Origin of the sequence: Rhodanobacter sp. C06 (assembly GCF_002001105.1) — a bacterium.
GTDB lineage: Bacteria > Pseudomonadota > Gammaproteobacteria > Xanthomonadales > Rhodanobacteraceae > Rhodanobacter_A.
In genome coordinates, this window is sequence record NZ_MUNP01000039.1 from 46,579 (window position 1) to 61,700 (window position 15,122).

A 15,122-nucleotide genomic window follows, 5' to 3' on the forward strand; every position below is an offset into this window, starting at 1 on the left:
GCCACGGAATCGGACCATGCCCAAGCCCAGCTTCATTCCCGACACCGCGATCAGCGAATTCGTCCCGCTGTCCACCCATGTGTCGCCAACCGTGCTCAAGACCACGGGCGGCGATTTCCTGATGGTGTGGCGCCTGGGCGGGCTGCCGTTCGTGGGGCGCGAGGAGTGGGACATCGAGCACCGCCACAACACGTTCAACCGCATGCTGCAAACCCTGCGCGCCCCGGATTTCGTCAACGTGGCGTTCTGGGTGCACGACGTGCGCCGCCGTCGCCGTCTCAAGGACCACAGCCGCTACACGCAGGCATTCAACCAGACGATGTCGGACACCTATTACGACGCGCTGTCCGCACAGAAGCTGATGCAGAACGAGCTCTACCTCACCCTGATCTACCGCCCCATCGTCAACGGCAAGCGCTTCGTCGAGAAATCCAGCGACCTGGGCCGACTGGAATCTGAGCAGCTGCAGGCCGTCAGCACGGTGCTGGAATTGGCAGGCAACGTCGAGGCGGTGCTGAAGGACTACGCACCGTATCGTCTCGGCATGTACGAAGCCGCCAATGGCGTGGTGTTCTCCGAACCACTGGAGTTCTACGGCTACCTGCTCAACCGCATCGACGAACCGGTGCCTGTGCTGCCCGCACCGGTATGCAACTACCTGCCAGTGAGCAAGCACCGCTTCTCGGCCAAGACCGGCGACTTCGTCGTCACCACGCCCGACGGCGTCAACCAGTTCGGTGCCATCCTCAACATCAAGGAATACACCGACGGCACCTACCCGGGCATCCTCAACGGGCTGAAGTACCTCGACTTCGAATACGTTATCACCCATTCCTTCAGCCCCATGGGCCGTCACGACGCGCTCAAAGCGCTGGACCGCACCAAAGGCATGATGATTTCCTCCGGCGACAAGGCCTTCAGCCAGATCGCCGAGATGGATCATGCCATGGACCAGCTCGCCTCCGGCAACTTCGTGCTGGGCGAATACCACTTCACCATTGCGGTGTACGCACCGAACCAGGAGACGCTCTCGCAGCAGATCGCGACCACCCGCGCCGAGCTGTCCAACGCCGGCTTCGTCTCGGTGAAGGAGGACCTCGCCGTCACGGCATCGTTCTATTCGCAGCTGCCCGGCAACTGGAAATACCGCACGCGGCTGGCCAACGTCAGCTCGCTGAACTTCCTTGGCCTCTCGCCGCTGCACAACTTCGCCACCGGCAAGAAAGAGAACAACCCCTGGGGCGATTACGTCACCACGCTGCAGACCACGAACGGCCAGCCCTACTACTTCAACTTCCACGCCACCCACCCGGCGGAGAACTCGCTGGGCGAGAAGGCCATCGCCAACACCATGGTCATCGGCAAGTCCGGCACCGGCAAGACCGCACTGATCAACTTCCTGCTCAGCCAGGTGCAGAAGTACACGCCGACGCCGACCATCTTCTTCTTCGACAAGGATCGCGGCGCCGAGATCTTCGTGCGCGCTTGCGGCGGCAACTACCTGGCACTGGAGAACGGCCAGCCTACCGGCTTCAACCCGTTCCACTGCGAACGTACCGAAGCCAACGTGCAGTTCCTCGCCGAACTCGTCAAGGTGCTGGCCGGCAAGAGCGTCTATAGCTCGCGCGAGGAGGAAGACATCTTCCGTGCCGTCGAGAGCATGCTTGATACACCGGTGCGCCTGCGCAACATGACCAACTTCCAGAAGAGCCTGCCCAACATGGGCGACGACGGCCTGTACGTGCGCATGCGCAAGTGGACGGCCGGCAACTCGCTGGGCTGGGTATTCGACAACCCCGTCGACACCATCGACCTGACCCGCGCCAGCATCATCGGCTTCGATTACACCGATATCATCGACAACCCCGAGGTGCGGGTGCCGGTGATCAACTACCTGCTGCACCGACTGGAGGCGCTGATCGATGGCCGTCCGCTGATCTACGTGATGGACGAGTTTTGGAAGATCCTCGACGGCAAGGGAGGCCTCAAGGAATTCGCCAAGAACAAGCAGAAGACCATCCGCAAGCAGAACGGCCTCGGCATCTTCGCCACCCAGAGCCCGGAAGACGCGCTGGTCAGCGACATCGCCGCCGCGCTGATCGAGCAGACCGCCACCATGATCCTGCTGCCCAACCCCAACGCCAGCCGCGAAGACTACGTCGAAGGCCTCAAGCTCACCGAAGCCGAATACCAGGTGGTGGTGAGCCTGGACGAACGCTCGCGCTGCTTCCTCGTCAAGCAAGGTCACGCCAGCGCCGTCTGCCAGCTCAACCTGCGCGGCATGGACGACGCGCTCTCGGTGATCTCCGCCTCCACCGACAACATCGAGATCATGCATCAGGTGCTGCACGAGCACGCCGCCGCCAACGGTGTTGCCGTGGACACACTTAGGCCGGAGCAGTGGCTGGAGACGTTCTATGCGAATCGGAAGGGGAGCGGCAAGCAAAAACCCGGTAAACCGTCGCAATCAGCGGTGTCGCCGCGCTCGGCCAGCATGTAGAACCAATGAAAATCCGTATGGAGAAGTCCGCCATGAAGAATGCACGACGCGGCACCTTGTACCGGCGCGCTGCATGCAAGACTGCTCTGGCGCTAGGTATCTGCCTTGCCTGCGGCTTGCCTGAAGGCAACGCGCGAGCACAAGTTGTAACTATCGATCCTGCCCACATCGCGAAGGACGTAGCCAATTTTGCGAAAACACTCGAGCAATATGCCAAGGATATCGCGCAGTACCAGGCCGTACTGCAACATTACCAACAGCAATTGATCAGCATGACGCAAATGAACTTTTCGCTGCCTACCATGCAGAACACTTATCAGGAAATTTCAGACAGCGATGCGCAGCAGCAAGTGATGCAAGCTTGCCCAAGCGCCGATGGCAGCGGACTTGGCGGTGCGTCCGCAGGTCTTCTCCAGATTTTCACCCCTGATGTTGGCTCATCGATCACCGCCAATCAGCGCAAAATCTGCGAACAGATCCAGTTCCGTCAGATCGACAAGTACAACCTGACCATCAAGATGATGAATCGCCTGCGAGACTACTCGGCCAATCTGAAATCGCTTTCGAGCCAACTCGATTCGGTCGGCACAAGTCAGGGCGCCATGGACGGCGTCAAAGGCAATATCGAGGCCAACAGCCTTGCACTTGAGACTGAAATGAAAACCTGGAACAGCCAAGTTCTGGCTGACGATCAGATGATCAGTTACCTGCAAAACCAGCAAGGCGTGCAGGCTAGAATACTTTTGAATGGCAGCAACACGCTGCTTGGCAATGTCGTTCAGGCATCGACATTCGCTGCGGCCTTTCATTGATCCGAGCACCTAGCGTCGCACTGCGCGACGCAAGCAACTTGCCACGCCAACGGGAACGGCAGCAATGGGATATGTTTACTACGTACTGATCTACAACTGGTTGAACGACAAAATCAACTCGTTCGGCATGAGCCTTATGGCCACCTTCATGACCTGGGCAAGTGCCATTGCCTTGGTCATGGTCACGTTGTGGATCATGATTCAAGGCTACCGCATCATCACCGGGCAGATGCACGAGTCGCTGATGGCAATGGTGACGAACATGACGCGGGTAGTCGTTATCGTCACTGTAGCCACCACCATGGGCATCTTCGGCACGAACCTGCATCAGCTCTTCACCACAGACCTCAGCACTGGTATCAACCAGATGTTCACGGGCAGCAACGAGACCGCCGCGCAAACCATCGACAACAACCTGGCCTGGACGCAATTGGCGCTGGGCGCCATCGATGCTGTGCAGGTGCCCTCTGGCGATCAAGCAACCAGCGATACGAAGAACCACGCTCTGCTGTTGGCCGGCTTCGGTACCGCCAGCGCGCCCATGGCCGCTGGCGCGATGCTGTTGCTGTACAACTTCGCCCTCGCCTTGTTCATTGGCCTCGGGCCGCTATTCATTCTTTGCCTGATCTTCGAGCAGACCAAGGGGCTATTCCAGAAGTGGCTGATGTATGGACTCGGGACATTGTTCTCCATGGCTATGCTTAGCTTCGTCAGCTCACTGGCGCTGCAACTGACCTTGCGCGTAGCCGCCGCGCTGTGGTCGGCGAACGCCATCAACAACATGACCGGCTTCGGTGCGGAAGGCTTGTCCAGCCAGGCATTACAGCAGGGTGGCATCGGTTTGTTGATGACCGTGCTGATCATCTCCGTGCCGCCGATGGCGGCGATGTTCTTCCAGGGGACGATGGGCAACTTCCTGACGTATTCTGCGTTCGGCATGGGCGGCGCATCGCGCCTTGGGCCGCAGGGACAGCCGCCGGGGTCGTACGGTGGCGGATATGCTGGTGGGACGTATGTGCCGCCAGCATCGGGCACAGCGCAAACGGCTGATCCAGGAAGACATGCGGGGCATACTGGTTTTAATAACAACCTCGGTGCGACTACACGCCTGACTGGAACCTCTACCTCCACCTATGCCGATGCCATCAGGCCGGCTCCCATGCCCCCCCCCGTGGGAGGTACACGATGAAAACCTGTCGACTTTTGTTGTTTGGATTACTGCTCTTGCTAGGCAACATGGCTCGTGCCGAGGGCAATTGCCCGCGCGGCTATTACCCGATAGGCGCTCCGCAAGGTCAAGCGGGCCCGCAAAGCTGCGCCCCCATTCCGGGATATGGCAACGGCCAACAACAACAACGCTCCCAGCAATCGCCTCCACCACAATGGGCTAGTCGTTGGGGGGCTATTGCGACCGACTCAGTCAAGGGAGTCCTCGGGGCTGCAACAGATCAATCCAGCGAGAGTGGTGCGCAACAAGCAGCCATGGCTGACTGCCAGACGAAAGGGGGAGCACCCTGCAAGCTCGAAATAGCCTACGACAACGAATGTGTGACATTGGCTGTGGGTAGCAAGGGATACAGCATCAACACTGGAAGCACAGCAGATGCCGCGAATCAATTGGCCATGAAAACTTGCAGTGCTGATGGTGAAGATCATGACTGCCATGTCTACTACTCCGCCTGCAGCCTACCTGTACGGACTCAATAGCCCATGCCCTCCATGAAAACACTGTTCCTTCCCTGCGCCCTCTGCATTCTTTTTTTTGTTGCGGTTCCGCGCGCGATTTCCGCCAGCTTCGATTGTGGCAAGGCCACGGGCACTACAGAAACGCTGATTTGCAAGAACGCCAAGACATCTGCACTGGATGACAAGTTGCAGGAAGCCTACAAGGCAGCGCAGGCAGCTGTCGCCTCATCCAGCAAAAAGGCGCTGACCGAAGAGCAGCGCCACTGGATTGCGTACACCCGGGACGTTTGCCAAGACGAGGCCTGCCTGCAGCAGGCATACACGACGCGCATCGCAGTGCTGGTACGCAACGAGAAGTACATCATCGACGATTCGTCGTGCGAACTACTGGACAATGGCGGCCCGTGTACCAACGTGGTGACTTATCGCGACACCAGCATCCGGATCGCCTCGTTCAACAAGTCGCTGATGGAGCAAAAGCGCAGCGGCAAGATCATCAGTTGCAGCCACCTCATCAACCTGCCGGTAGGCACGGCAAACAGCAACAACAGCTACGGCGGCATCTGCATCCTGCAAGACGGTACGCAACGCAAGGCCGTGGAGATCTGCAATGACGACATGTTCGGGCATTTCCAGATGCGACCCGCTACACCAAAGGACGCTTCCGGCAAGGACTTGATCGACTTTACCCACAGCTACTGCTTCGGAGGCTGACCGTCTTTCCAGCTCCCGACATGAACTAAAAGGAGTTTGTCATGCCAAACAACGTCACCATCACACATGATCAGTTGCGCACGCTTTTCCTTGAAACGGAGCTCGGGGGCAACACGCGAAACCTGAACCGGTTTACCTACGCAGAGAAGGGTAACAGCACCTACACGTTCGGCCTGCTGCAATTCGACGTGGGAAAGAATGGAGCAGATGTGAAAGGATTCTTGAAGGAGAACGGATTCGGCGATGACGACATCAAAAAGTTGTCACAACACGGCGGACTGTCGCGCACGGAATTGAATGCACTTGATATCAAGTTGCAGGCAGTCCAGCAGGACAAGATTGACCAGTTCATCAACAAACAGCTGGGCAAGTCCATCGCCGGCGTGAACGCCATCATTGATCGGGTTGGTATGCAAAGCCAAGCTGCGGCCGGAGCCATCAGCAAAGACCCAATACTGCAACTAGGCATTGCCGACTACGAGAATCAATTTGGGCCCGCTGGCCCGCAGTTTGTCGGCTTCCTTGCCGGGAAATCGGAAAAGCTCGTCGGCGGAACGGTGCAAGCGGGCGACCCGCCGACCCAGGAGGACCTCCAGAGGTTCATCAGCGCCACGGGGTACGGTCACGACAATGCCAATACCAAAGCCGTCGAAAGTCGCGCCGAGCGGTTCGGTGAGGCGATGGGCATACTCAAGTTGGGCTCTCCCGCGAAAGCTCCCAATCACATTTCAGACAAGGCGGGCTCCACCCTCCAGCAAGGCACCCATGGCCATGCTGTGCAGATCCTGCAAGCCGACCTGGCCCGCCTCGGCTACACCGGCCACCACGGCAAGCCCCCGGCAGCCGACGGCGTCTTCGGCCCCGACACCCGCCACGCCGTGGAACACTTCCAGCACGACCACCGCCTCACCGTGGACGGCAAGGCCGGCCCCCTAACCCAACAGGCCATGCAGACGGTCTTGCTGCAACACACCACCGCCCGCGGCCTGACCGATCCACGCCACCCCGACCACGCCTTGTTCGAGCAGGCGCTTGCTGGTGTACGCACCTTCGATGCGCAACATGACCATCCAACCACCGAACAGCAGCGCCTGAACATGGCTGGCGCACTCACCGTCGAGGCCAAACGCGAAGGTCTTACACGCATCGACCAAGTGGTCCTCGGCGACAGCGGTAGCCGAATCTACATCGCCCAGCATCCGAGATCGGCGATGGAGCAGGCGAAGTTTGGTTCCGTCGACACCGCAACAGCCTTGCAAACACCGGTGACGCAAAGCTCTGCGACAGCGACAGCCTTGCCGACTTCCGATCAGGCACCCCCGACTCCACCACAGCCACATCAACCAAGCCGCAGCAGTTTGACCATCTAGCCCAGGTCCGTCGCGTATCCGGCAACGCCCTGTTCATGGCCGACGCCACCTTCGCCACCGTATCGATAGCGAGTGTTTGGCAGCATCGGGAGCTCCCGCACGGGACCTCGTGCCTGATTGATCCAACCTCGCGCCAGATCTTCATGACCACAAGGAGTCAAGTCATGCAATCGCGCACTCTGCTTGCCGCTCTCGCCATTGGCGCCATCGGATTGACCGTTGGCAACGCACATGCCCAAGCCGCAGATCCTTGTACGGTCTACACCTGCATGGCTGGAGTGTCTGGCGTAGGCACCCCGGGCGGTGCGGCCTGCACCGCCCCCATCGCTGCCTTCCATGCCATCCAGGTGTGGGATCCGGAATTCGACAGTGGATCTACCGCCACGGCACGCCGACAGTTCCTGATGACCTGCCCCGGAGTTCAGGAACCCACCAATCTCGCCATCCTCAACGCCATCATCGCGCAATGGGGTTACAGCCCCTGAGTGAACCCCTCGTTTGTCTGCCTGCCGGCATGGCCCATGCGCATGCCACCCAAACGCTCGACGAGGCACTGAAGGATGCGCCAAGGAAAGTTGGTTTTCGCAGTGATGCTGCTCGTGGCCGCCATGCTCGGAGGCCTCTACCTCGCTGGCTGGCTCACGCTGTGGTTGCTCAACCTGAAGAGTTCGCTGCTCGCCTGGAATACCTGGTGGCAGTACCTCCAAGCCACCAATCTGCCGCAGTACGTGCCCTATGCCGGCAAGATCAAGCTGGCCGGCGGATTCGGCTTCGGTCTGCCCTTGCTGGCATGGCTGCTCCTGCTGATTCCGTTGTCCCGGCGCAAGGTCGAGTCCCTGCATGGCGATGCCCGCTTCGCCAGCCTGTCCGATCTGCGCAAGGCCGGCCTGCTGACGCAGAGTGCGCAAGGCATCCTGATCGGCAAGTACCGGGGACGCTATCTGTGGTTGAACGGCGCCCAGCACGCCATCGCCATTTCCCCCACGCGTTCCGGAAAAACCACCAGCATTGCCATCCCGGTGCTGCTTTCGTACGCCCAATCAATGATGGTGCTCGATCTCAAGGGCGAGCTGTTCAAGGCCACCAGCGGCTGGCGGGAAGCGCAAGGCCACGTCATTCGCGTATGGGCGCCTTACGACGATGCGGGGAACACCCACCGCTTCAACCCGATGTCCCTCATGGCCGGCATGGACCCAGGCAAGCGCCTCGGCGAACTCCAGACCATGGCCGCCATCCTGTATCCGGATGAGGCGGGCAAGGATCCGTTCTGGACCAGCCAGTCGCGTGCGACCTTCGCGGCGTTCGCCTCCTTCATGTTCGAGATCTGGGACGCCCAAGTGCTGGCCCAGCAGCGCGCGGGCACGCCGGCATCGATGCAACTCGACCCGAATACATCGATTCTGTTCCCGAGCCTGGAGCGCATCCTGCGCCTCTCCAGCGGCATGGATGGCAAGGGCATCAAGGAGACGCTGCAGCAGATCCTCGCCGATCCCGCCTATGCCTATGTCAGTCCGCAGACCCGCACCGTGTTCGGCAACCTGCTTGGGCTGGCCGAGCAGACCTTCTCCTCGGTCATCGCCACCGTGCAGGCGCCGTTGCAGCAGTTCCTGAGCCCGATCCTGGCCACCGCCACCAATGCCACGGACTTCGACGTCAACGCCTTGCGCAAGCGGCCCACCACCCTCTACGTCATCATCCCCACCAACAAGCTCGACGAAAGCAGCAAGCTGCTGAACATCTTCTTCAGCACCGTGATCGGCGCCAACCTGGGCAAGCAACTGGGCGAGGAGCCGGAGCTCAAGCATCAGCTGCTGATGCTGATGGACGAGTTCACCGCCATGGGCCGGGTGGACGTGTGGGCCAAGCGCATCTCGATCTCCGCCAGCTACGGCGTGCGCGACCTATGCATCGTGCAGAGCCGGTCGCAGTTGCGCTCGGCCTACGGCGACCACGACGCGCAGAACTTCATCACCAACCACGGCGCGCAGATCGTGTTCGCCCCGCGCGAACAGGCCGACGCCAACGAATACAGCGAAATGCTCGGCTACAAGACGGTGCGCAGGAAGCAGGAAAGCCGCAGCCGCGGCCGTGGGCGCGACAGCCACCAGGTGTCAATCAGCTACAACGAGGAGAAGCGCGCCCTGTTCCTGCCACAGGAGATCAAGGAATTGCCGCAGGACGAGGAGATCATCTTCTACGAGGGCTGCAAGCCCATTCGCGCCCACAAGAACTGGTTCTTCAAGGACAAGGCGCTCAGGGAGCGAGCCGGCGTGCCGCCCGCCAGCATTGAACGGACTGCGCTACCGCAGATGCTCGTCGAACGCGCCCAAGTTGAACCGACAAATCCCAGGACCAGGCAGCTGTTGGCGCAGTAATGCACGCGCCTGCGCGTGAAGCGACGGCGCAACGACATGTCTTCTCGGTCACGCACCTCTTGCCTAGACCATGACCACAGGATGTTTCATGACATACAGCGACTTCAAAAACTCCAGGAAGGACCCGCACCTCCAGTCGACAAGCAAGCCATCGCTTGTCTGGAAGCTCATAAAAGGGCATTTCACAGGCCTCGCGCTGGTGGTTCTTATCGGGGTGACCGCGACGCCCTCTTCTGCCCACGCGCAAGGCAAAGTCGTCCAGGTGCAGGCGCCTCAGGATGCATGGCAGGTACGCAGCGAGTGGACCCACGCGATCATCAAGGTGATTCGCGACCCGAACGCCACTCCAGCCGAGCATGCCAAAGCGCTTCGCGGATTCGACGCCACCCTGACTGCCGCCGAGAAAGGGAAACTTACACCCATCGAGACCATGGAGCTGTTCGGCATTTTCTACGTGCCCAAGGAGCTGCAGAAAAAGTCTCCCGACATCGGCTTGCTGCTGGAAATGATCGCCACGCAAGCCACGCTTGGCTGGTATGACGCGCTGCGCTTCGCCGACAAGAGCGGTCGTGCCGAGATAGCAAACAACCAAGCCTTCTTCGCGCTGCCCTTCGATGAGGACGCGCAGGTCGTCATCCAATTCATGAAGGACCATCCCGACCAGGCCGCCGCAGCGATCGAGGCCGGCATCCAGTATGCCCGCGAAAAGGTCGGCGCCAACGACATCCACTACGACACGCACTGGGCCGCCTCCTATGGCCTGCTACGGATGCAGTGCGCCTTGCAGAACGCCAAGACATGCGAGAAGCCCAAGCCGCAGCCAGTCAGCGAATGGCCTGCGCTATTCGACCAAGCAGCACAGCGGGTTAGCAGCTACTACCGAGCCGGCGAGGTCGATTGAAATGGTACGGTCAAATCAGCCGCTCGGACAAACATTGGATGGATTTTGATCATGCCGTGTAGAACCGCCACCATTCTCTTTCTGGCGCTCGCCCTGACCGCAGGATGCTCTCCCATGCATGCCGACCCGAAAAATCCCAAAAAGAATCCACACCCGGTCAAGCGCTACGAAGTCACCGCCACGGCGGAAGCGCCGGGGCCGTGGGATCAGGTGAAAGGCTACATAAGCTACGAGGTCGTCAATCCGAAATGCACACCAGAGAACAAGTTCCTTGGCGTACATATCAAGCCAACGGGGGTTGGCGTGAACATCGAGATGACCCGCGTCGGCGAGAGCACCTGGAAGGGCTATTTCTACCGTGACCACATGCAAGACGAGGATTACTACGGGCTGGGGGAATGCCACTGGGACGCGACTGACGTCGGAGTCGGCTTCACTGTGCACGGCGAAATGTTCGGGGCGGGAGACATCCTGGAAATGCTGCTCAGCAAGGGTCCGCAAACGGATTACTTCAAAGTGAGCGAGTTCATGGATCGCACGGTGTCAGGCGATGACGCATGGTTGACCAGTGCAGATGATCCCGAAGTCGCCAAACACCCAGACCAATTCTTTCCGATCACCGTTGCCATCAAGGAGGTCTCGCCATGAACCTCAGCCCCCAAGCCTCCGCTGACGCTGCCAGTGACGCCTACATGGATCGCCCTCAAAGCGACGTCGGCAACCCGAAAAGGCACGCCTATCTTGACGGCCAGGGATACACGGTCTTTGGCTACGCCGCCGACCCCGCCACCGGCTTCCACGCCACCGCCTACAAGGAAGTCGCCCCGCCGCACAACATCATCATCGCCTACCGCGGCACCGATCCGGACATCCGTCACCACACCCGTACCACCGCCCAGGACGCCGTGGTCGACTTCACGATGGTGAAGGACCGGATCAATCCCCAGGAAGCCGGTGCACGGGCCTTCACGCAGGAAGTGCTCGACAAGGCCGCACGGCACGGCATCGACACTGACCACATCACCGTCGCCGGCCACTCGCTCGGCGGCACGCTCGCGGAAATCGAAGCATCCCGCTTCGGCCTGCGTGGCGTCACCTTCAACGCCTATGGCGCCGTGGATCTGGGTTACGGCGTGCCCGAAGGTGGCAGCCGCGTGACCAACTACGTGGTGGCCGGAGACGTGGTGAGCGCAGGCAGCCGCCATTACGGGCAGATCGTTCCGCTTGCGAGCAACGAAGACACCCTTGCACTGAAGGCGGGCCGTTATTTGGATCCGGCTCCGGGCGCTCTGCCGCCGAATCCGCTCCTGACGATGATGCTTTCCGACCACAGCATTACGCATTTCGTGCCCGAACTCGGCAGCGGCAAGCTCAGCGTGCTCGATCCCGGGACGCTGGCCCAGTACGAGAAGAACTACGCCGACAACAAGGCTGCCTTCGACCACTATCGCAACAACGTCTATCACGAGCGCGCCGAGCTGGCCGTGGCGTTGCGCCATGCCGACAGCCACGACCTCGCCTCCACCTGGGAAAACCTTTCGCCACGCCTTCGGCAGCAGCTGGCCGAACTGCATGCCAGAAAGGTGGATGCGCCGATCCATTCGACGGTGGCACACAACGGCGTCGTCCGCGGCATCGAGCACGGCCTGGATCAAGCCAGCGTGACGCTACGCGCGACCGGGCAAGCCGTGCATGAGATGGACGAGCACCTGGCAGCGAATGTGCGCCAAGCCAGCATCCACATGACGCCCGGGATGCCTGCGGCGCCACTGGCCGGCATGGCTCTGGCCGAAGGCATGCATCTGCATGGCGAACTTGCCCAGGCAGCAAGCCGGCTGGCGGCTGAGCAGGTGAAGCAAGGCAAGCAGACTGTCCAGCTCGGCGCGCATGTCGCCGCAGGAGCCGCCACCACGGCTGTCCACGGAATCGAGTCCCTCACCCTGTCTGGCGCCGACTTGGCGATCAACACCTATCAAGGCAGCAAGGCCGCGCTGGAATACACCGCCCAGGCCTACGAAGCTGCTCGCCGCGTCGTGTCGCAAGGAGTCGACGCCGTCGGGCATGCAGCCCAGCGAGTGGGCGAAACGCTTCATGCCTTCGCCGAACGCACGGGTGCGGCTTATGCGGAAAGCACGATGCTGCGCGGGCAGGCGATTTCCGCCACTGCCGACGCTCTGATGCATCGGTCGCCATCGGATACACGCACGGACGCCGCCACACCGAACCGCCACGACCCGCGTCACCCCGAGAGCTCCCTGCACGGGCTCTACAACGAACTGCATTGGCGCATTCCCGACGCAGGCGAGCAGCGCCTGCTGCAGTTCACGGCGGCATGCCATGCGAACCACATCGGCAACCACAACCTCGGCGCGATCCATCTCGACGAGGCGCGGGCGACCATGCACTTCGGCGGCAACGACATCTGGGCGCGACCCGTCAGCGTGAGCCTCAGCCAGCCTTCGCCGCCGCCCGAACAGTCCATCCAGCACATCCAGCAGCAGGATCAGCAGCAGGCGCATCTGATGGGCCGGCTCCATGCCCAGAATCAGGCGCAGCAGCAAGATCCGGCGCCGGGTTACCCGGCCTACTGATCGTTTCCCGGCAGGCAAGTCGCCCGACCGGCATTAGACTTGCGGGATGCCACTGACACCCGCCTTCCTCGACCGGCTGCACGCGACGTTCCCGGCCGACGCCGTGGCCACCGGCGAGACGGAACGCCGCGCCTGCGCCCACGACAACTCGCGCCACGCGCAGATGCCCGATGCGGTGGTATTTCCCACCACGCATGATCAGGTGGAAGCGCTGGTTCGCGCCTGCCGCGAGCATCGCGTGCCGCTCACCGCGCGCGGCGGCGGCACCAGTTCCACCGGTGCCTCGGTGCCGATGGCGGGTGGCGTGGTGGCGTGTTTCACGCGGATGAACCGCATCCTGCGCATCGCACCGGACGACCGCCTCGCGGTGGTCGAACCGGGCGTGACCAACGAGGCCTTGCAGCAGGCGCTGGCGCCGCACGGATTCTTCTGGGCACCCGATCCCGGTTCCGCGCCGTGGTGCGCGGTGGGCGGAAACCTCGCCTGCAACGCGGGCGGGCCGCGGGCGGTGAAGTACGGCAGCACGCGCGACAACGTGCTTGGCCTAGCCGCCGTGGCGGGCACGGGCGAAAGCTTTCGCGCGGGCACGCACACCACCAAGGATTCCACCGGCTACGACTTGACGCGCCTGCTGATCGGCTCGGAGGGCACGCTGGCGCTGATCACCGAGGCCACGCTCAAGCTCACGCCCAGGCCCGCCGCGGTGCGTTCGCTGCGGGCCAGCTACACCGACGCGGGCGCGGCGGCGCGCGCGGTGGCGCGCATCATGGCGCAGCCGGTGACGCCTTCCGCGCTGGAGTTCATGGATGCGCTGGCGCTGAAACTGGCCCGCGACCACCAGCCCGAGGCCGGCGTGCCTGAAGCCGGCGCGCTGCTGATGATCGAGGTGGACGGCGAGCCGGAAACGCTGGACGTGGCGGCCCATGCGGTGGCCCGCGCCGCGCGCGGCGACGGGCTGACCGATCTCGTGGTGGCGACGGACGCCGCGCAAACCACTGCGCTGTGGGCCGCGCGCAAGGCGCTTTCCTTCGCCCAGCGCGCCGCCACCCAGCACAAGGTCAACGAGGACGTGGTGGTGCCGGTATCCCGCCTGCCCGAACTGGTGGATGGCGTGCGCCGGCTGGCGGAAAAACACGCCGTGCCCATCGTGAGCTTCGGTCACGCGGGCAATGGCAACCTGCACGTGAACTTCCTGCCGCGCGACGTGGACGAGATCGAGCGCGCCTATGCGGCATTGCCCGAGCTGTTCGCGCTGGTTATCGCGCTGGGCGGCACGATCTCGGGCGAGCACGGCATCGGCGTGGTGAAACGCGACTATCTGCCGCTGGCGCTGGGCACGGGAACCATCGCCATGATGCGCGCGGTGAAGGCCGCGTTCGACCCGGACGGCATCCTCAACCCCGGCAAGCTGCTGCCGTGAGCAAGGCCGAATCCTTCGAGCAACTGATGGCGCGCGTGCGCGCCTGCCGCATCTGCGAGCAGTACCTGCCGCTGGGGCCACACCCGGTACTGCAGGCGTCGCCGCAGTCGCGGTTGCTGATCGTGAGCCAGGCGCCGGGGCGCAAGGTGCACGAAACGGGCATCCCGTTCAACGACGTCAGCGGCGATCGCCTGCGCGACTGGCTGGGTGTCGACAAGAACGTGTTCTACGACGCCGCGAAGATCGCCATCGTGCCGATGGGCCTGTGCTTTCCCGGCACCGGCAAGGGCGGCGACCTGCCGCCACGCCCGGAGTGCGCGCCGACCTGGCATCCGCTGCTGCTGCCACGCCTCGCGCAGGTGCGGCTGACGCTGGCGATCGGTCAGTACGCGCAGGCCGGCCTGCTCGGCGAGCGGCGCGGCCGCACGCTCACCGATACCGTGCTGGCCTGGCCCGAGCACCTCGCGCGCGGCGTGCTGCCGCTGCCGCACCCCAGCCCGCGCAACCGGCTGTGGCTCACGCGCAATCCGTGGTTCGAGGCGGAGCTGCTGCCGGAACTGCGGCGACTGGTGGCCGCGACGTTACGTTAGGGACAGCCCTAACAACCGGCTTCTTGTTCGTCCCGCCGGCTGGAAACTCGCCAACGGGGATGCTTCACACGCCCCGGTGGCGCGACCCGTCCAAAGGCAAACGCCCTCACCGGTATCGGTGAGGGCGTTTGAGGGATAAAGCCCCTGGCGGTGACCTACTCTT

At 62.2% G+C, this 15,122-nt stretch carries 12 protein-coding genes; all 12 read left to right on the forward strand.

The window, feature by feature from the left end; translation table 11 throughout:
• The first annotated feature begins 16 nt into the window (after positions 1 to 16).
• The 12 genes from B0E52_RS06495 (at position 17) to B0E52_RS06555 (ending at position 14,959) form a co-directional block, all read left to right on the forward strand.
• Positions 17 to 2,500, forward strand: a complete 2,484-nt coding sequence (locus B0E52_RS06495; RefSeq protein ID WP_077482784.1) for a VirB4 family type IV secretion/conjugal transfer ATPase — start codon at positions 17 to 19, stop codon at positions 2,498 to 2,500.
• A 32-nt stretch (positions 2,501 to 2,532) separates the two neighbouring features.
• Positions 2,533 to 3,312, forward strand: a complete 780-nt coding sequence (locus B0E52_RS06500) for a type IV secretion system protein (protein WP_168174143.1) — start codon at positions 2,533 to 2,535, stop codon at positions 3,310 to 3,312.
• 64 nt (positions 3,313 to 3,376) lie between these two features.
• The gene (locus B0E52_RS06505; RefSeq protein ID WP_077482787.1) at positions 3,377 to 4,501 is read left to right on the forward strand and encodes a type IV secretion system protein; all 1,125 of its coding nucleotides are present in this window, start codon (positions 3,377 to 3,379) and stop codon (positions 4,499 to 4,501) included.
• A 530-nt stretch (positions 4,502 to 5,031) separates the two neighbouring features.
• Positions 5,032 to 5,712, forward strand: a complete 681-nt coding sequence (locus B0E52_RS06515) for a lysozyme inhibitor LprI family protein (protein ID WP_077482790.1) — start codon at positions 5,032 to 5,034, stop codon at positions 5,710 to 5,712.
• Positions 5,713 to 5,753: 41 nt separating this feature from the next.
• Complete coding sequence (locus tag B0E52_RS06520; protein ID WP_077482792.1) at positions 5,754 to 7,082, forward strand: peptidoglycan-binding domain-containing protein; 1,329 nt, start codon at positions 5,754 to 5,756, stop codon at positions 7,080 to 7,082.
• A gap of 35 nt (positions 7,083 to 7,117) precedes the next feature.
• On the forward strand, positions 7,118 to 7,567 hold the full coding sequence (locus B0E52_RS06525) for a hypothetical protein (protein WP_254426726.1): 450 nt from the start codon (positions 7,118 to 7,120) through the stop codon (positions 7,565 to 7,567).
• A gap of 123 nt (positions 7,568 to 7,690) precedes the next feature.
• The gene (locus B0E52_RS06530) at positions 7,691 to 9,457 is read left to right on the forward strand and encodes a type IV secretory system conjugative DNA transfer family protein (RefSeq protein WP_254426727.1); all 1,767 of its coding nucleotides are present in this window, start codon (positions 7,691 to 7,693) and stop codon (positions 9,455 to 9,457) included.
• A gap of 88 nt (positions 9,458 to 9,545) precedes the next feature.
• Entirely contained in the window at positions 9,546 to 10,358 is an 813-nt protein-coding gene (locus B0E52_RS06535; RefSeq protein ID WP_139351608.1) for a hypothetical protein, read from the forward strand.
• A gap of 114 nt (positions 10,359 to 10,472) precedes the next feature.
• Positions 10,473 to 11,006, forward strand: coding sequence for a hypothetical protein (locus B0E52_RS06540; RefSeq protein WP_077482797.1), 534 nt, complete (start codon positions 10,473 to 10,475; stop codon positions 11,004 to 11,006).
• Entirely contained in the window at positions 11,003 to 12,949 is a 1,947-nt protein-coding gene (locus tag B0E52_RS06545) for a hypothetical protein (protein ID WP_139351609.1), read from the forward strand. Before B0E52_RS06540 ends, B0E52_RS06545 begins: the two co-directional genes overlap by 4 nt.
• A 46-nt stretch (positions 12,950 to 12,995) precedes the next feature.
• Positions 12,996 to 14,369 carry an FAD-linked oxidase C-terminal domain-containing protein gene (locus B0E52_RS06550; RefSeq protein WP_077482801.1) on the forward strand — a complete coding sequence of 458 codons (1,374 nt, stop codon included), beginning with the start codon at positions 12,996 to 12,998 and terminating at the stop codon, positions 14,367 to 14,369.
• A gap of 26 nt (positions 14,370 to 14,395) precedes the next feature.
• A complete protein-coding gene (locus B0E52_RS06555; RefSeq protein ID WP_077482809.1) occupies positions 14,396 to 14,959 on the forward strand; it encodes a uracil-DNA glycosylase family protein in 564 nt (187 codons plus the stop codon).
• The last annotated feature ends 163 nt before the right edge of the window (positions 14,960 to 15,122 follow it).

Bases quoted from the DNA above. Each gene is read 5' to 3' on its own strand.
- B0E52_RS06495 (WP_077482784.1), top strand. From the start codon at position 17: ATGCCCAAGCCCAGCTTCATTCCCGACACCGCGATCAGCGAATTCGTC.
- B0E52_RS06500 (WP_168174143.1), top strand. From the start codon at position 2,533: ATGAAGAATGCACGACGCGGCACCTTGTACCGGCGCGCTGCATGCAAG.
- B0E52_RS06505 (WP_077482787.1), top strand. From the start codon at position 3,377: ATGGGATATGTTTACTACGTACTGATCTACAACTGGTTGAACGACAAA.
- B0E52_RS06515 (WP_077482790.1), top strand. From the start codon at position 5,032: ATGAAAACACTGTTCCTTCCCTGCGCCCTCTGCATTCTTTTTTTTGTT.
- B0E52_RS06520 (WP_077482792.1), top strand. From the start codon at position 5,754: ATGCCAAACAACGTCACCATCACACATGATCAGTTGCGCACGCTTTTC.
- B0E52_RS06525 (WP_254426726.1), top strand. From the start codon at position 7,118: ATGGCCGACGCCACCTTCGCCACCGTATCGATAGCGAGTGTTTGGCAG.
- B0E52_RS06530 (WP_254426727.1), top strand. From the start codon at position 7,691: ATGCTCGGAGGCCTCTACCTCGCTGGCTGGCTCACGCTGTGGTTGCTC.
- B0E52_RS06535 (WP_139351608.1), top strand. From the start codon at position 9,546: ATGACATACAGCGACTTCAAAAACTCCAGGAAGGACCCGCACCTCCAG.
- B0E52_RS06540 (WP_077482797.1), top strand. From the start codon at position 10,473: ATGCATGCCGACCCGAAAAATCCCAAAAAGAATCCACACCCGGTCAAG.
- B0E52_RS06545 (WP_139351609.1), top strand. From the start codon at position 11,003: ATGAACCTCAGCCCCCAAGCCTCCGCTGACGCTGCCAGTGACGCCTAC.
- B0E52_RS06550 (WP_077482801.1), top strand. From the start codon at position 12,996: ATGCCACTGACACCCGCCTTCCTCGACCGGCTGCACGCGACGTTCCCG.
- B0E52_RS06555 (WP_077482809.1), top strand. From the start codon at position 14,396: ATGGCGCGCGTGCGCGCCTGCCGCATCTGCGAGCAGTACCTGCCGCTG.